The 17,767-nt window shown below is 38.8% G+C and carries 18 protein-coding genes; 16 read left to right on the forward strand and 2 right to left on the reverse strand.

Annotated features, from left to right (window positions below; translation table 11 throughout):
* Positions 1–214: 214 nt before the first annotated feature.
* Both EO92_RS16255 and EO92_RS16260 read right to left on the reverse strand, forming a co-directional pair.
* Positions 215–1,207 carry a glycosyltransferase gene (locus EO92_RS16255; RefSeq protein ID WP_048173257.1) on the reverse strand — a complete coding sequence of 331 codons (993 nt, stop codon included), beginning with the start codon at positions 1,205–1,207 and terminating at the stop codon, positions 215–217.
* Positions 1,204–2,325, reverse strand: a complete 1,122-nt coding sequence (locus tag EO92_RS16260) for a glycosyltransferase (RefSeq protein ID WP_048162283.1) — start codon at positions 2,323–2,325, stop codon at positions 1,204–1,206. The genes EO92_RS16255 and EO92_RS16260 overlap by 4 nt, the downstream gene beginning before the upstream one ends.
* 1,019 nt (positions 2,326–3,344) lie before the next feature.
* Between EO92_RS16260 and EO92_RS18020 the strand changes: the two genes are divergently transcribed.
* The 16 genes from EO92_RS18020 (at position 3,345) to pseI (ending at position 17,747) form a co-directional block, all read left to right on the forward strand.
* A complete protein-coding gene (locus tag EO92_RS18020; protein ID WP_156165866.1) occupies positions 3,345–3,515 on the forward strand; it encodes a hypothetical protein in 171 nt (56 codons plus the stop codon).
* Between the two features lie 113 nt (positions 3,516–3,628).
* Positions 3,629–4,750, forward strand: a complete 1,122-nt coding sequence (gene gmd / locus EO92_RS16265) for a GDP-mannose 4,6-dehydratase (protein ID WP_048173260.1) — start codon at positions 3,629–3,631, stop codon at positions 4,748–4,750.
* A gap of 66 nt (positions 4,751–4,816) precedes the next feature.
* Positions 4,817–5,755, forward strand: coding sequence for a GDP-L-fucose synthase (locus EO92_RS16270; RefSeq protein WP_048173348.1), 939 nt, complete (start codon positions 4,817–4,819; stop codon positions 5,753–5,755).
* 21 nt (positions 5,756–5,776) lie between these two features.
* Positions 5,777–6,790, forward strand: coding sequence for a UDP-glucuronic acid decarboxylase family protein (locus EO92_RS16275; RefSeq protein ID WP_082108244.1), 1,014 nt, complete (start codon positions 5,777–5,779; stop codon positions 6,788–6,790).
* A gap of 485 nt (positions 6,791–7,275) precedes the next feature.
* Positions 7,276–8,331 carry a bifunctional 2-polyprenyl-6-hydroxyphenol methylase/3-demethylubiquinol 3-O-methyltransferase UbiG gene (locus EO92_RS16280; RefSeq protein ID WP_052734389.1) on the forward strand — a complete coding sequence of 352 codons (1,056 nt, stop codon included), beginning with the start codon at positions 7,276–7,278 and terminating at the stop codon, positions 8,329–8,331.
* A gap of 366 nt (positions 8,332–8,697) precedes the next feature.
* The gene (pseB, locus tag EO92_RS16285; protein ID WP_048173262.1) at positions 8,698–9,678 is read left to right on the forward strand and encodes a UDP-N-acetylglucosamine 4,6-dehydratase (inverting); all 981 of its coding nucleotides are present in this window, start codon (positions 8,698–8,700) and stop codon (positions 9,676–9,678) included.
* Positions 9,635–10,084, forward strand: coding sequence for a WxcM-like domain-containing protein (locus tag EO92_RS16290; RefSeq protein ID WP_048173265.1), 450 nt, complete (start codon positions 9,635–9,637; stop codon positions 10,082–10,084). The genes pseB and EO92_RS16290 overlap by 44 nt, the downstream gene beginning before the upstream one ends.
* Complete coding sequence (pseC, locus tag EO92_RS16295) at positions 10,081–11,202, forward strand: UDP-4-amino-4,6-dideoxy-N-acetyl-beta-L-altrosamine transaminase (protein ID WP_048173268.1); 1,122 nt, start codon at positions 10,081–10,083, stop codon at positions 11,200–11,202. Before EO92_RS16290 ends, pseC begins: the two co-directional genes overlap by 4 nt.
* Positions 11,199–12,065 (forward strand): aldo/keto reductase, encoded by an 867-nt coding sequence (locus EO92_RS16300; RefSeq protein ID WP_048173271.1) that lies wholly within the window; start codon positions 11,199–11,201, stop codon positions 12,063–12,065. Before pseC ends, EO92_RS16300 begins: the two co-directional genes overlap by 4 nt.
* A 4-nt stretch (positions 12,066–12,069) precedes the next feature.
* Positions 12,070–12,837: a cytidylyltransferase domain-containing protein gene (locus EO92_RS18340; RefSeq protein ID WP_200896793.1), complete on the forward strand. Its 768-nt coding sequence runs from the start codon at positions 12,070–12,072 to the stop codon at positions 12,835–12,837.
* A complete protein-coding gene (locus EO92_RS18345) occupies positions 12,834–14,144 on the forward strand; it encodes an aminotransferase class III-fold pyridoxal phosphate-dependent enzyme (protein WP_048173273.1) in 1,311 nt (436 codons plus the stop codon). Before EO92_RS18340 ends, EO92_RS18345 begins: the two co-directional genes overlap by 4 nt.
* Positions 14,145–14,174: 30 nt before the next feature.
* Positions 14,175–14,702, forward strand: coding sequence for a GNAT family N-acetyltransferase (locus EO92_RS16315; RefSeq protein WP_048173275.1), 528 nt, complete (start codon positions 14,175–14,177; stop codon positions 14,700–14,702).
* 86 nt (positions 14,703–14,788) lie between these two features.
* Positions 14,789–15,484, forward strand: coding sequence for a methionyl-tRNA formyltransferase (locus EO92_RS16320; RefSeq protein ID WP_048173277.1), 696 nt, complete (start codon positions 14,789–14,791; stop codon positions 15,482–15,484).
* Entirely contained in the window at positions 15,477–16,163 is a 687-nt protein-coding gene (locus EO92_RS16325; protein WP_048173356.1) for a PIG-L deacetylase family protein, read from the forward strand. The genes EO92_RS16320 and EO92_RS16325 overlap by 8 nt, the downstream gene beginning before the upstream one ends.
* A complete protein-coding gene (pseH, locus tag EO92_RS16330; protein ID WP_048173279.1) occupies positions 16,160–16,711 on the forward strand; it encodes a UDP-4-amino-4,6-dideoxy-N-acetyl-beta-L-altrosamine N-acetyltransferase in 552 nt (183 codons plus the stop codon). The genes EO92_RS16325 and pseH overlap by 4 nt, the downstream gene beginning before the upstream one ends.
* Positions 16,701–17,747 carry a pseudaminic acid synthase gene (gene pseI, locus EO92_RS16335; RefSeq protein ID WP_048173282.1) on the forward strand — a complete coding sequence of 349 codons (1,047 nt, stop codon included), beginning with the start codon at positions 16,701–16,703 and terminating at the stop codon, positions 17,745–17,747. Before pseH ends, pseI begins: the two co-directional genes overlap by 11 nt.
* Positions 17,748–17,767: the final 20 nt, after the last annotated feature.

A 17,767-nucleotide genomic window follows, 5' to 3' on the forward strand; every position in this document is an offset into this window, starting at 1 on the left:
TGAATCCTGCTTCCGGTAACGCACTTTCGTGTCTCCTCTCGCTAATGTTGGAAATGCTTGTTAAGCATAATACACCGTTCCTACCCGACAGAACTTTTAATATTATACAACAGAGCTACAAGCTGAGGAAGCACCTGTAGGTGTTATGACAAATCCAACGTAGTAAATTAATACTTAAGCTGGTCAACCGAAGCACTATTACATGCCTGCCAATTTATTGGTGGGTAGTTGACTGGATTTTTTCATAAACTTCTTTTATTTTCCTGGTGTTTGACTCCCAGAAACGATAATCTTCAGAGTTCAATTTCTCTGGTTTTTTGTCAAGATACTCTCGGACAGCATTTTCGAGTTCAGAACTTTTTACAATCAGCAGGTTTTTTCTGTCCTCTTCCTTCGTGATCCCCGAGGCTATTACCAGTTTCCCAAGGTTCAGGTATTCGTTTAGTTTCCAGATGCTTTTATCCGTCGAATAAGGGGTCAAATTATTTTCTTTTCTGGGTATCATACATATTCTGGCTTTTTTGACTATCCCTGCTACCTTCTCATGAGGTTGCCATCCCAGAAATTCTACATTAGGGGATTTTTTTGCCAAATGCCACTTTGAAAAGGGGCCGTCTCCCACGATCCTGAATTTTTCATCAGGATACTTTTTTGCCAGATTCAGGAAATTTCCTATCCCTTCCTGCTCGCAAACCCTCCCCAGAAATGTTATGGCTCCATCTTCTGCCAGATCCTCTCCCGTCAAAAAACTATTTTTGGGGTAATTCGGGACCTCATATACCTCTTGTTTTTCGTTTTCGGTATATGTTTTTACTTTTTCTCCCAGAGGCCCGTTTACCGTGGTTATAAGGTCCGCACTTGTTGCCATTTTTTTTTCAAAATATTCAGCCATCACCCTGCTGGGAGCCCCTAAATTCATTTCAAGTTCAATACCCCAGGGAGACCTGTAGTCATAGATCATCTTTTTGTAGTAAGTTCCTTTTAATTTAGACAAATCGTGATATATTATATCCGGCACATTAAAAATGTGAATTACATCTGGTTTTTCTTTTTTTATGAATTGTTTGGCAAGGCCTGAGATCTGTATCCAGTTTCTGGTATTAAATTTGGGGATGAGCGTGTCATATCCCAGTTCTTCAAGGGTACTCTGGAACATCTTGAGCCTTATGGTATGTTCGGGCTGGTTAGCAAGCAATAAAATTCTCATATGGATTTCCTCAAGACCTCTTCATATTTTCTGGCAAGGACTTCCCAGTCAAAAGTCTTTGCAATTTCTCTATATCTATCCTCATTAGTCGGAGTCTCCAGAATCCTTTTTACCTCACGGATGAATCCATCTTTATCATCGTAGTAATATAAGTCATCTCCGAGCATTCTTACAAGGGAAATTGTCCTGCTGGATAACACGGGTCTTCCGCAAGCCAGGTAATTAAACACCTTTCCTCCAGCTGCGTATTCGTTTTTATCCATTTTTTTCAGTGTATTGAGCCCTATATCCATAGCTGAAATATAAGGGCCTAAATCCTCGTAGGGCACTGCTCCTGTAAATGTGATTTTTTCCGAAACTCCCAGCTTGTTTGCCAGCTCTTTGATCTTATCACCGTAATCTGTAAACAGCCCCGGACCCACAACCAGAAGGCTTACTTCCAGATCAGGGAGTGATTCTACAACCATTTCAAGATCTACCCAGTGCTCAAGTGACCCTACATATCCTATGACAGCACCTTTTAAGCCCAATTCCTTTTTTGCCTCCTCTTTTGGGAGAGGTCTTAAAAGGTTACAATTTACTCCATTAGGAATTACTTCTATATTTTTGACCCTTATACCTTCCAGAAAATTTTTGAGTTCCCGGGTTACGGTTATAACGGAAGTTGCATGTCTTAAATTATACCTTGTAATTTGCCTTACCCCATTCTTAACAATTTTTCCAAAAAATGAGTCTGGGTAATATATTGAAGCAGATTCCTCTAAGTGGTCCAGATAGTCAAAAACAACAGGCACATTTAAAAAATTAATTATAAATGATGGAAGGATGTTTGCAGAGAGAACAACATCTATGCCTTCTTTTTTTATTACTTTTCTCATTTCCAATAAATGCTCTGGCCAGTTTAATAAGTAATATAAAGAAGGATCTCCCACATCTATAAATTTTGTATCTACAAGTTTGCAAGCTGTTTTTCTTGGTCTGTTATTTCTGAAATTCTCCAGGTTGAAATGCAGTACATACACTTCATGTTTTTCTGCAAGAATATCAAATATGAAGTTAAGTCGATTCGGAAAAGGGTGCCTGATCCAATCAGTAGTAGGTATCACAAGAATTTTCATGGGATTTCCTTTCAATTTTCTACATTTTTCAATATAAGAATTAAATTTGGAACAGTACCTATATTATTCTTTCTTATTTATATTAGTCATTTTTAATATTTGCACAGAGATCTCATGCTGCAGCGAACTACCTGATGTTAAAACATTAAAGACTTCCGGCTCCATTCCCCTGATTACTTTTTTCCAGTCCGGTTCAACCTCACATCCCGCTGGCGCATTAATGGTTCCTTACTGCCTGGTTGCCGCATAAAGAAATGAAAGGTAATTGTTCAAGTATTATATAAACATATTAAATGAATATAAATAAGCTTGAAATGTTATGGGGAGACATGCCATTTATCCCAATTCCAAAGTTTTTTGGGTTTTAGATGAACTTTCTTCACAGTCCGGTCAGAAGAAGAAGCTACTTCATTCCTTGAAGCAATCCACCCCCGGAAGAATCTGCTGTCCGCTATGCTTTTTTCCTATGTAAAAATGACACCGGCAAGTTCTATGCGATGAACCTCGTCCATGCGGCTTGGGTATCACCCATAAATGGAGCCGTATATATACAAATGTATTATGTGCATTTCGTAGATAATGTGCCCAGGCGGATTAGATTATGTCAATATTTTCGAATAAGTAAAGGGGGCAAAAATAACCGGAAACGCTTCCCCGAATGAAATGGTCAAAATAAGCATGACTCTTCGAGATCTTAGTAAAAAAAATATTGATTTTACGAAGCTTCAACTTGTCATCAACTTGTCTTCAACTTGTCACCAATTTGTCACCAACTTGATAAGTATATTCCAGATAAAATGCCCCAACTGAATTAATTTTTTGGCATGATTTGAATTATCGTAGTCAAGAACCCTCATTTTTCACGATCTTAATAACTCAGGTAAAACAACTCAGTTAACACTCGTCCGGGAGTTCAGGCAAAACTTATTTAATAACTTCCCACATATATTGACCTGCTACAAAAATATTTTCTGACATGTATATAAACCCTTTATTCCAGAAGTCTTTATACACTTCTATTGAATACGTTTCTAAATATATACATACAGGAGATGACAGGCTTCAATTCAATAATTCTTGCAGGTGGTTCAGGGGCAGGGACCTGGCCTTTCAGCCGGGATATGTGTCCCATGAAGATTATAGAGGTGCAGTTCGGAGAGCTTATGGAAGAAGGGATATGGAAGGTTTGACGGATATGGGAGAAGATGAATGTCCCGACAGATATCCAGACAGTAGTTTAGCAAAATATTTATAAAGCTTTGATCCCCCTACTAATTGTTACTAAGTAAACCAGGGTAATAATATGGAAAAAGTCGCCTTAATCACCGGGATTACAGGTCAGGACGGTGCATACCTGGCTGAGTTTCTTTTGAATAAAGGATATATTGTGCATGGAATTAAGCGGAGATCCTCTTCTTTCAACACTGCAAGAATAGATCATCTTTACAAAGACCCTCATGAGAGAAATGTGAATTTTTTCATGCACTACGGCGACCTGACCGATTCAACCAACCTTATCCGTATTATTCAGGAAGTCAAGCCTGACGAGATCTATAACCTTGCCGCCCAGAGCCACGTCCAGGTTTCTTTTGAGACCCCGGAATATACCGCAAATTCCGACGGCCTTGGAACCCTCAGGCTCCTTGAAGCAATCCGCATCCTCGGCCTTGAAAATAAAACAAAATTCTACCAGGCTTCAACCAGCGAACTTTACGGAAAAGTCCAGGAAATCCCCCAGAAAGAAACAACTCCATTTTACCCAAGAAGCCCCTATGCGGCAGCCAAGCTGTACGCCTACTGGATCACAATCAACTACCGGGAAGCCTACGGAATTTTCGCATGTAATGGTATCCTCTTCAACCACGAATCCCCGGTCCGCGGCGAAACTTTCGTCACAAGAAAAATCACGATGGCTGCTGCAAAGATAAAATACGGCATGCAGGAAAGGCTTTACCTTGGAAACCTTGATGCAAAAAGGGACTGGGGCTTTGCAAAAGACTATGTAGAAGCCATGTGGCTCATGCTCCAGCAGGAAACCCCCGACGATTACGTTATAGCAACAGGCGAAACCCACTCGGTGAGGGAATTTACGGAACTTACATTCAAAGAGTTAGGAATAGAGGTCATCTGGCAGGGAGAAGGGATAGAAGAAGTAGGAATCGATGCCAGTACAGGCAAAATCATAGTTGAAATAGATCCTGGATATTACAGGCCAACTGAAGTAGAACTCCTCATCGGAGACCCCTCAAAAGCCAGAGAAAAACTTGGCTGGCAATCAAAAGTCAAAATGGGAGAACTGGTAAAAATAATGATAAAATCCGATGAGGAAGAAGTCCTGAAAAATTACCCCTCTGAAAAACTATCAGCCTGTCAGGAACTTAAAGAAAACATAGCTGAAAACCCGTTAAATTTGAAGAGCTTATAAAAGTTGCTGGGACAGACAGCAAACCCCTCTCCTAAAATTTCTCCTTTAACCCCCAAAGGCGATCAGATGGAAAAAGGATCAAAAATATATGTAGCCGGCCACCGCGGCCTTGTAGGTTCAGCCCTGAAAAGAAAACTTGAATCAAAAGGTTACACCAACCTGCTCTTCCGCACCCACAAAGAACTCGACCTCACCAACCAGCAGGCAGTAAACGAATTCTTCGAACAGGAAAAACCCGAATACGTCTTCTTAGCCGCAGCAAAAGTGGGCGGAATCCTTGCCAACAGCACCTACCCAGCTCAATTCATCTATGAGAATTTGATGATCGAATCAAACATCATCCATGCCTCCTATAAGTACGGAGTAAAAAAGCTACTTTTCCTTGGTTCTTCCTGTATCTATCCAAAGTTAGCTCCACAGCCTCTCAAAGAAGAATATCTATTAACCGGAACCCTCGAAGAAACCAACGAAGCCTATGCAATAGCCAAGATAGCAGGAATCAGGCTCTGCAAACACTACAACCAGCAGTATGGTGCCAACTTCATCTCGGTAATGCCGACCAACCTCTACGGACCAAATGATAATTTTGATCTGGAAACTTCACATGTGATGCCTGCTCTGATCAGGAAATTCCATGAAGCCAAGGTGAATAACAAACCAGAAGTGGTTGTTTGGGGTACAGGAAAGCCACTTAGAGAGTTCATGCATGTGGACGATATGGCGGATGCATGTGTGTATTTGATGGAAAATTATGATTTTTCTGAAATAGGCGAGTTTGTGAATATCGGGGTTGGAGAGGATGTTACAATCAATGAACTCGTGGAACTGATAAAAGAGGTTGTAGGGTTTGAAGGGAAGATTAAGTATGAGACTTCAAAACCCGATGGCACTCCTCGAAAACTGATGGACGTTACAAAACTGAATGGCCTTGGGTGGAAAGCCAGGATTTCTTTGAAGAAAGGGATTGAACGAACTTATGAGTGGTATATTCAGTCGAAATTATAAAGCAATAAGAAGGAATTTTATATGAGGAAACAAATTTTAGTCACAGGAGGAGCTGGATTTTTAGGTTCACATCTATGTGAACGCCTATTAAGTGAAGGGCATGAAGTTATATGTGTAGATAATTTCTTCACTGGCAAAAAAAGAAATATTGTTCACCTCATGAACAATCCTTATTTTGAGGTTATTCGCCATGACATTAATTTCCCACTTTCCGTGGAAGTAGATGAAATTTATAATCTCGCCTGTCCAGCTAGTCCTGTCCATTATCAGTTTGATCCGGTTCAAACAACAAAAACCTCAGTAATGGGCGCAATCAATATGCTGGATCTTGCAAAGAGATTGAATGCAAAGATTTTGCAGGCTTCAACTTCAGAAGTTTATGGTGACCCACAGGTCCATCCCCAGTCAGAAGAATATCGAGGTAACGTAAATTCCATTGGCCCACGGGCATGCTATGACGAAGGGAAAAGATGCGCTGAAACACTTTTTTTCGATTACAGACGCCAATATGACTTGAATATAAAAGTGGTGCGAATTTTTAATACCTATGGCCCCAGGATGCACCCAAACGATGGGAGAGTGGTGAGTAATTTCATTGTGCAGGCACTTAAGGACGAAAACATAACCATTTACGGAGAAGGTACACAGACCCGAAGTTTTTGCTATGTTGACGACTTAATTGAAGGCATAATCCGTATGATGAACTCTCGTGAAGGTTTAACGGGGCCGGTAAATATTGGAAACCCTGAGGAATTCACAATTTTAGAACTTGCACAGAAAGTAATTGAGCTAACTGATTCAAATAGTAAACTTATCTATAAACCTTTGCCGGAAGATGATCCACTAAAACGCAAACCGAATATTGATCTGGCAATCAAAGAACTTGACTGGAGGCCAGATGAAAAATTAGAAGAAGGTTTAAAAAAGACAATTAACTATTTCAAAGAGTTGCTGGGAAATGAAGGCAGTATCAAATTAAAACCTATGGAAAAGGAAATTTCTGAGAACTATACTCACCCAGATTTGTTATTTTGAATTGGTAATAGGATTGTCGACACTTAGAGTTAGAGCATTTGATTTACAGCGTAATATTTATTTTGAAATTGTTGAGGCAAATGGAGGAAGTTTTGCATTATGTCCTTTTAAGTCACGGTGCGATGGCCTCTTAGTTATGCCTTTACAATGGCAGATTAAACAGATTGGTGAGCATGTGTCTTCTGTTAAGAGCCTATCCGAAAAGTCAGTACTGTATATTGAAAAGTCACAGTAGGTCTATAATATCAGAGTATCCGTTCCGGTTTTGCATATTGATATTGTAAAAGTTATAGCAGGTAACCACTTTTCGGATAGGCTCTAAGTGAGGAATCATGATAAATTGCCCCCATCTTCTAAACAGTTCTCTATAATTTAGACTTCTTAGAGGGGTGGAACAAGGTATTGATTTTAGGTTTGGAGTCCAAAATTATGAACTAATTTCGGTTCCAAAATCGATACATAAAGGCATGAAAATTCCTTAACTGATGACCAATGAAATAGTTTTAGGACATGCTCCGTGTGAAAAATGGGAGATTTGTGATATGAAAGAAGAAAACATTAGGCCAGAGGTATTAATGCGTGATAATCATGAATTACACATAAAAGACGTTCATGAACTATTAACCCAAAGAAAAGATTTTGTACAAATTCCATGCCCTGCGTGCGAATGTACTAAAAATAAATTTATTTTTGACAAAAACGGATTTACATTTGTTTCTTGTGTAGAATGTGGTACCGTATTTATTAATCCAAGACCCACTTTAGAAATGTTGGTAAATTTTTACAAATGCTCTAACAGTATAAAACATTGGAATGATTATATATTTCCCCAATCTGAAGAACATAGAAGAAATCAAATTTTCGCCCCGCGGGCAAAAAAAATTGTAGAATTATGCAGGAAATATGAAATCAGAACTAAAGTTCTTATTGATGTTGGCGCAGGATTCGGCACTTTCGGCCAAGAGATTAAAAAATTAAATATGTTCAATGAGGTAATAGTCATCGAGCCATCTACAGATCTCGCTAAATCATGTCTCCAAAAAGATTTAAACGTCATAGCAAAATCAATTGAAGAAATTAGAGATGACGAACTAGAAAAAGCAGACGTGGTTACAAATTTTGAACTCATTGAACATCTATTCTGGCCCAAAGATTTCCTTCTAACGTGCAGAAGAATCCTCCGTCCAAAAGGACTTTTCATATTCACAACACCTAACATTAGAGGATTTGATTTGCAGGTACTAAGCAAACTGTCTGAAAACATTGGAGGGCCAAACCACGTCAACTATTTTCATCCAGATTCTATAACTCGTCTTCTTGAAAATACGGGATTTGAAGTCCTAGAAATCATAACACCAGGCAAGCTTGATGCAGAATTAGTAAGGAATAAAATTCTTAGTGGCGATTTTGAAGTATCAAACCACCCATTCTTGAAACAGATTCTTATCGAAAAATGGGGAAATGTCGGTGAAAGTTTTCAGGATTTTCTAGCAAATAATGGTTTATCTTCACATATGTGGGTAATTGCTAAAAAACGTTAAGAATTGTATTAAGGAATGATCAAAATATAACTTCAATTTTTCAGTTTGGGAATTGCTCTATAGTTCCATTTCCCCAAATAATCATTCTTAGCAACAAAAATCCTTTATGTTATATTTGAATCATTCCTAAGTATTTCATAATTTGGAGTACTTTGTGTGAAAATTTAACGAAAGCGTTGGAAAGGTAGACAATCTGATATTATTTATGAATATTATTTGAAAATTTACTTTTAAGTAAATTCCGAGTTATAATTTAATTTATCTTAATTGTAAAACTAAACCGAGTTTTGAGACAGCTTGGCTTGAGAAGATTTAGATGAATGAAATCCAAATTAGCTAATTACACTATTTAGGATTGTGAAAAATATGGATGAAAATGAAAAAAGGTCATTATTTGAAAATAAAACAATTCTGTTGACTGGAGGAACTGGATCATTTGGAAATAAATTTACAGAAATGATCCTTAAACATAAACCAAAAAGTATTCGAATCTATTCAAGAGGAGAATATAATCAATATCTGATGGATCAAAAGTTCAAGGATAAAAATATTAGATTTTTGATAGGCGATGTAAGGGATCGTGACAGACTCTACCGCGCAATGAACGGGGTAGATATTGTAGTTCACGCCGCTGCCTTGAAGCAAGTCCCTGCCTGTGAGTATAACCCTATTGAAGCTGTAAGAACAAATATTGACGGCGCCATAAACATAATTGACGCTGCTATCGATAACTCGGTAGAGAAAGTAATAGCAATTAGTACAGATAAGGCCGTACACCCCGTGAACCTTTACGGAGCAACTAAAATGGTGGCTGAAAAGATGTTTATTCAGGGGAACACGTACACCGGCAAAAGAAATACAAGATTCAGCTGCGTAAGATATGGGAATGTTATTGGTAGCCGAGGTAGTGTTATTCCTCTTTTCCAGGAGCAAAAGAAAAAAGGTGTTTTGACTATCACAGATGAGAGAATGACACGTTTCTGGTTAACTCTAGATCAGGGAGTTAACTTCGTCCTTAATTCAATAGAAAGAATGCAAGGCGGAGAAATTTTCGTCCCCAAAATACCCAGTATGAGGATGATGGATCTTGCAGAGGCGATTGCTCCTGAAGCAAAGAAAGAAATTGTTGGCATAAGGCCCGGTGAAAAGCTTCATGAAATTATGATCACCGAAGATGAAGCAAGGCATGCAAAAGAATTTTCGGATTATTTCATAATTGAGCCGGAGTTTGCATTCTGGGATAAAGAAAACCATATGGACGGTAAATCTCTTCCACAGGGGTACAGATATTCAAGTGATATCAATGATAAATGGCTTACCAAAGAAGAACTCAAAAGAATGTGCTGATCAGATGCTCTTCAAGAAATTGTCACGAGTTAAACATACAAGAGAAGACGGTTGGCTCTCTGAACTGGTCTCAATGAATTATGATGATGAGCCTTTCAACTGTATACACACTTATCTGGTATCTGTGAATCCTGGAAAGGTCAGGGCCAACCACTACCACAAGAATAAAGAAGAATGGATCGCACCGGCTTCCGGAAAGATCGAGCTACATCTTAAGAATGTTATTTCAGGTGAAAAAGAGAAACTAATTCTGGATACACATACCAAAGAATACGAGATGATATACATTCCACCTTTTGTAGCTCATGCAGTAAAAAATAACTGGGAACATGAGGCAAGTTTGATGGTTTTCAGTAAAAACCCAGAAGATAAGGAAGACACAGTTCCCTATGAGGTTACCATATGATTCCCTATGGACTTCAATGGATTGATGAAGAAGATAAAGAAGAAGTTATGAAAGTGCTGGGTAGTGATTGGCTGACTACAGGTCCGAAGGTTGGGGAGTTTGAGAACGCCCTCTGTAAATACGTGGGATGCAAGCACTCTGTGGCAGTAAACAGCGGAACAAGCGCCCTAGATATCGCTGTAGGAGCACTGGATCTTCCAGAAGGATCTGAAGTAATTACCACACCTTTTACCTTCGCAGCTACCAGCAACGCACTTCTCTATAACCGTCTCAAGCCGATATTTGCAGACATACAAAAAGATACCCGGAATATCGACCCTGAGGATATCCGACGCAAAATTACCCCTAAAACAAGGGCTATAAGTTACGTTGACTATGCAGGGCACCCTTGTGATATCAAGGAAATTAAGGAAATCGCAGAAGAATATAACCTTTATCTCATTGAAGACGCTTGCCATGCTCTCGGAGCCAGTTATTACGGGAAAAAGATAGGTAGTTTTGCCGACCTCACGATTTTCAGCTTTCACCCGGTTAAGCCGATTACCACTGGAGAAGGAGGCGCCGTTGTTACAAATAATTCCGAACTCGAAGAAAGGGCTCGTCTCCTCCATAGTCATGGTATTGATAAAAGTGCAACTGAGAGATATGGGCCTGATGCGAGCTGGGCCTATGATATGAAAATGCTTGGAAGGAATTATCGTATGACGGATATCCAGGCAGCTCTGGGGATTTCTCAGCTGAAAAAATTAGATGGGTTCATTGAGAAGAGGACAGAGATCGCAAATCTCTATAATGAACTTTTGGATAATATTGAATTCATTGAAACTCCATCCATCAAAGGCGTTGTGACTTCCGGATGGCACCTCTATACGGTTCTCCTTAAAGGTGTTGACCGCGACAAGTTTTTCAAATATATGAGAGGGAATGGGGTTGGCGTGAATGTTCACTATATCCCGATATATAATTTCTCTTATTACCGCAATAATTTCGACATATGCAGTACGGAGTTCCCCATAACTGAGGAAGTGTTCAAAAATATAATTACACTTCCTATATTTCCGAAAATGGAGTTTACCCAGCTACAATATGTAATTGAAACGATCAAGGGCTTTGTATGAAGAAGAATAAAATGGTACTGGGAACTGCTCAGTTCGGAATGGATTACGGTATCAATAATAAGAGAGGTAAAATTCCCCGAAATGAGGTATTCAAGATCCTAGAAACAGCTTTTGAATCCGGAATAGATATTTTGGATACCGCGTATGCCTATGGAGAGAGTGAATCAGTAATAGGGGAATTTATAAATACAACCGGTCGTGAACTGAAGATTATCTCCAAACTGCCGGTGTGTGAGCCGGAGGATGTGGGAGACATATTCGACACCTCCATAAATCGGCTTGCTTTGAACTCACTTTATGGCTACTACATTCACAGTTTCCAGAATTACATGGATAATCCCGAAATTTGGAATGTTCTGGTCAGAATGAAATCTGAAGGAAAAATTAGCAAGATAGGTTTTTCCCTTTATTATCCCTCTGAACTCGATTACCTTCTGGATAACGAAATACTATTTGATATCATCCAGATCCCATACAGTATTTTTGACCAGAGGTTCGGAAGCTATTTTTCGATACTTAACGAAAAAAAAATTGAGGTTTATGTCAGGTCGGTATTCCTGCAGGGACTGATATTTAAAGCTCCCTCAGAATTAGGGGAGGATTTTGACAAAGTGAAGGATAAAATCAAGAGGCTTAATGAGATCTCAAAAGGAACGGATTTCTCTCTTGCATCTCTTCTCCTTAATTTTGCGGTTCTCAATGATAATGTGGACAGGGTTGTTGTAGGGGTTGATAGCATAGAAAACTTGAAAGAGCTTCTTACATCATCGGAACACACTGATAAAATTAAGCCGATCATGCCTGAACTCCTATCTTTTAGAGAAGATGATGAAAAGATAATCCTGCCCATGAACTGGAGGTAAAGCCTTGCATACAGTTGCCGTTATCCAAGCCCGAATGGGGTCTACGAGGTTGCCCGGGAAAGTTATGCTGGAGATCTCAGGAAAACCTATACTGTGGCATGTAGCGAATCGAGTTTCTAAATCACAATTGATTGATGGGTTTGTTGTAGCTACAACCACAAACCATGAAGACAATGATATTGAAAAATTTTGCAAGGAAAATGGCATTTCAGTTTTTAGAGGTTCGGAAGATGATGTTCTGGATCGCTATTATCTGTGTGCTAAAAAATTCAATATAGAAAATATCATTAGAATTACCGCAGATTGTCCTCTGCATGATCCTTCAGTCATAGATCTGGTTATAGAAAAATACCGCAGGGGAAATTATGATTACATCAGCAATATCGATCCTCCTACCTACCCGGATGGAATTGACGTGGAAATCTTTTCATTTGAGGCTCTTGAAAAAGCTTGGAGTAATGCCTCACTGGTTTCTGAAAGGGAGCATGTAACCCCCTATATAAGGAAACATAAAGACCTGTTCAAAGTTGGAAACGTGGAAAATGTAAAAGATCTATCCGCTCATAGATGGACCCTGGATCAGGTAGAAGACTTCGAACTTATTAAACAAATATATGGAGCTTTTAAGGAATTAGATTCTGAAATGTTTTATATGACAGATATTCTTAAACTGCTAGATGAATATCCTGAATTGGTAAGCATCAACTCCGATATCAAAAGAAATGCAGGGTACATAAAATCACTTAATAAGGACAAAGTGAAAAAGTTATGAACACTCAAAATGGAATAAATTTATGGCATAAAGCAAAAGAAATCATTCCTGGCGGCACTCAACTGCTCTCGAAGCGTCCGGATCAATTTTTACCGGAGCAATGGCCCTCATATTACAAAAAAGCAAAAGGGGTTGAAGTCTGGGACCTCGATGGGAACAGATTTGTTGATATGTCTATCATGGGGATTGGAACCTGTATTCTTGGCTATGCGGATGACGATGTTAATGAAGCGGTTAAAAAAGCCGTTGATCTCGGATCTATGTCAACTTTAAACTGTGCCGAGGAAGTCGAACTTGCGGAACTGTTATTGAAACTTAACCCCTGGGCCGAGATGGTAAGGTATGCAAAGACCGGGGGAGAAGCAATGGCCATTGCCGTAAGAATTGCCCGTGCATACACCGGAAAAGAAAAAATCGCTTTTTGCGGATACCACGGATGGCAGGACTGGTACCTTGCAGCAAATCTTGCCGATGATGCAAATCTTGACGGGCACCTGTTGCCCGGTTTGCAGCCTGCGGGAGTGCCCAGAGGTCTGAAAGGTACTGCACTGCCTTTTAATTACAACCACATAAATGAGCTGGAAGATATCATTGAAAAAAATGATGTAGGTGTTATCGTAATGGAACCTATCCGCAACCATGAACCAGAAGACGATTTTTTAGGGAGGGTCAGAAAGATTGCGGATGAAATAGGTGCCGTGCTCATATTTGATGAAATAACCGCAGGATGGCGTTTAAATGTAGGAGGGGCCCATTCTGTTTACAATGTCCAGCCTGACATTGCCGTATATGGAAAAGCGATGAGCAATGGTTTTCCGATGGCCGCAATCGTTGGAAGGCATGAGGTAATGAACGTAGCCCAGGATACATTCATTAGCAGTACTTACTGGACAGACAGGGTTGGACCGGCTGCTTCTCTAGTCACAATCCATAAAATGGAGGATAATGATGTTCCAGCTCATCTGTCTCGTATTGGAAATCTCATCAATGAGGGATGGAATAAAATTGCTAAAGAACATAATTTGACAATAAATATTGAAGGTATTCTCCCACTTACACATTTTGGTTTTGATTGTGAAGAATCTCCTGCCCTTCATACTTTATTCACCCAGGAAATGCTAGAGAGAGGATATCTGGCCTCAAAGGCTGTGTATGTCTCATACTGCCACGATGAAGATTGTGTAGGGAGATATATGGAAAATGTGGATGAAGTCTTCGGAAAAATAAAAAAAGCAATAGAAGAGAACAGTGTTCACGATTTGTTAAATGGGCCCATTGTAACTGCCGGGTTCAAAAGGTTAACCTGAGAAGGAGGATCTGAAAGCAGAGGGAGAATAATGATAATAAAAGGAAACAGTGTTTTTCTAAAATTATTAAACGTTGATGATGTTACATCGGTTTACGTTGATTGGTTGCAGGATTCCGAAATCACTCAATTTTTGGAAAGTAGGTGGAAAAGCTATACTTTGGATGAACTTAAAGCCTATGTAAGAGAAACTAATGATGGACAGAATAATTATTTATTCGGTATTTTTCAAAATGAGAGTGCAGAACACATAGGTAACATAAAGATCGGAGGAATAAACCAGATACATAGATTTGGAGATCTCGGTATACTTATAGGAAATAAAAAAATGTGGGGAAAAGGATATGCTACGGAAGCTATAAATTTGGCTACACACTACGCTTTCAATGAGCTTAATCTGAATAAACTGATAGCTGGAATGTATATCATGAATAAGGGTTCTTACAAAGCTTTCATAAAAGCAGGATATAAAGAAGTTGGAACTTTGAAGAGGCATAGTTTTTGCAGAGGAGATTATGTGGATGTAACTTTAGTTGAAAAGACCAAAGACTCAATATGAATATTTTATGAACCATCTGTTTGAGATATTCGAAATTATTGTCCAACTTGAGAAGGCTGAGAATTGAAAATTGCAGGTCTATATCTATGAATAAAGTTAGGATTGTCATAGCAACTATAAAATCCTGGAATATATTTCAGGCTTTGAGTTTCAAGGAAAAACATAGGGGAAAATATGAAGTAGAAATTCTTACCCGTAAAGAGGATCTCAATTTTGAATATATAAATAAATACAGTCCGGATTACATTTTTTTTACTCACTGGTCCTGGATAATTCCGGAAAAGATATTTGAAAATTTTGAATGCGTGGTGTTTCATATGACCGACCTGCCCTATGGCAGGGGTGGAAGTCCTCTTCAAAATTTAATTTTGAGAAAGATTTACACCACGAAGATTTCGGCAATCAGGGTGGAAAAAGGACTTGATGCCGGGAAAATATATCTGAAAAAAGATTTATATATCGGCCTGGGAAGTGCAGAAGAAATCTTTATTGAAGCTTCGAAAGTCACATTCAAAATGATTGGAAACATTGTTGAGCAAAAACTAGTTCCACAGAATCAACAGGGAGACGCTGTATACTTTAAACGCCGAAACCCCGAGGAAAGTGACATAAGTCTTGCGGAACTCAACAATATGGATGATACATACGATTTTATCCGAATGCTGGATGGGGAAGGTTATCCGAAAGCTTTCCTGAAAATGGGGAAATTTAAACTCACTTTTTCGGATGTGCATAAAAAGGGAGACAAACTTTCAGGAAGGTTTGAGATTGAAAATGAATAATAAAAATATTCTTGTGGTTGCTGCCCATCCTGATGATGAAATTCTGGGTTGTGGTGGAACAATTAAAAAAATGATTGAAGAAAATGGATACAATGCCTACACATTGATTCTGGGGGAGGGCGCTACTTCCAGGGATGAAACTCGAAACCAAGAAAAAAGAAGCAAAGAACTGGAATTCTTAAAAAAGCAGGCTCATAAAGCAAACAAACTTGTTGGGGTTGAAGACGTCTTCATATACGATTTTCCAGACAACAGATTTGATTCATTGCCTCTGCTTGATATTATCAAAGTTATCGAAAAGGTGAAATCGGAAGTTCAACCAGAAATAGTATTTACTCATTATGAAAAAGATTTGAATCTTGATCACCGAATTACTTACACTGCTCTAATTACGGCTTCCCGTCCGTTACCTGGAGAATCTGTAAAGGAAATATATTCCTTTGAAGTGCTTTCTTCAACTGAATGGAACTATCCTCTTGAGTTTTCTCCTGATACCTTTGTAGACATAAGCAGTACCCTGGAAAATAAGATCAAAGCAATGGAAGCTTATGAGTCGGAAATTAGGGAGTACCCCCACCCAAGGTCGTCAGAAGGAATAAAACTCTCTGCGAAAAATTGGGGCATGAAAACGGGACTTGGTTACGCTGAAGCATTCAAAACAGTGAGAGTCTTAAAATGATGAATCTAAAAAATAACTTCCAATTAAATGGAGTTTACATCAAAAATTTTATATCTCTCTCTCAAGAGGAAAAAGAACTTGTAAGGAACTGGCGAAACAATGAAATGGTTAGAAAGTGGATGTATTCTGACGAAATAATATCTCAAGAGGAACATGAGGCATTTATAGAATCTTTGGAGAATAATAATAACAACTTTTACTGGCTCGTAGAAGATGAAAAAAAATACTTAGGTGTTATTTATATTAATAGGTTGGATTTTAAAAATAAGAATGCTTATCTTGGAATATATACCAATCCTGATACTGAAATTAAAGGTGCGGGAAGCCAACTCATCATTTTTTTGAAATATATTGCTTTCAAAATTGGAACACTTCACACATTAAAACTTGAAGTCTTGGATAACAATAAAAAAGCAATACAATTCTACGAGAAACAGGGTTTCATCGAGGAAGGGAAATTAAGAGATTTTGTTTTTAAATCTGGAAACTGGCACGATGTAATAATTATGGGAATTGTAGACGGGGACGGTAATCATAATGGAGTTTAAAATTGAAAACGTGTTTGTTGAGGAAAAAACAAAAGTTTTCATAATTGCAGAACTTTCTGCCAACCACCTTCAGAACTTTGAACTTGCGGTAAAGACAATAAAAGCTATGAAAGAAGCAGGTGCTGATGCAGTTAAGTTACAGACATATACAGCCGATACAATTACTATAGATGTTGATAATGAATATTTCCAGATCAAGCAGAACACTATCTGGGACAATAAAACGTTCTACCAACTTTACCAGGAAGCTTATACTCCCTGGGAATGGCAGCCAGAGCTGAAAAAGATAGCAGAAGATCTAGGACTATTATGTTTCTCCTCTCCTTTTGACAAAACTGCCGTTGATTTTTTGGAAAAAATGAATGTCCCTGCATACAAGGTCGCTTCTTTTGAAATTACTGACATACCTCTCATAGAATACATCGCTTCAAAAGGGAAACCAGTAATTATTTCTACAGGTATCGCTACTCTTGCGGATATTGAAGAAGCCGTAAACGCCTGCAAGCGGATTGGAAACGAACAGGTTGCACTATTAAAATGTACCTCCGCATATCCATCCCCTCTTGAGGAAGTAAACTTAAACACAATCCCAAACCTTAAAGACACTTTTAAGACAGTAGTTGGTTTATCAGACCACACCCTTGGAATATCAGTGCCAATTGCAGCTGTAGCTCTTGGGGCAAAAATAATCGAGAAGCACTTTATACTCGACCGGAGTTTAGGCGGACCAGATGCTTCATTTTCTCTTGAACCCAAGGAGTTTAAGGCAATGGTTGAAGCGGTAAGAGAAGTTGAAAAAGCTCTTGGAGAAGTCAGTTATGAATTAACGGACAAGATGAAGAAAAGCCATGAGTTTTCTCGATCTCTTTTTATCGTAGAAGATGTGGAAGAGGGAGAGTTGTTTTCTGACAAAAATGTAAGGTCTATTAGACCCGGTTTTGGACTTCACCCCAAATATCTGAACGATATCTTGGGCAAAAGAGCTGCAAAGGTAATTACTAAAGGGACTCCTCTTAATTGGGGCCTTATAAGATGATTATTAAAAATTTTCCGGAA

This window comes from Methanosarcina sp. 2.H.A.1B.4 (assembly GCF_000979385.1).
In the GTDB taxonomy this organism is placed as follows: Archaea; Halobacteriota; Methanosarcinia; order Methanosarcinales; family Methanosarcinaceae; genus Methanosarcina.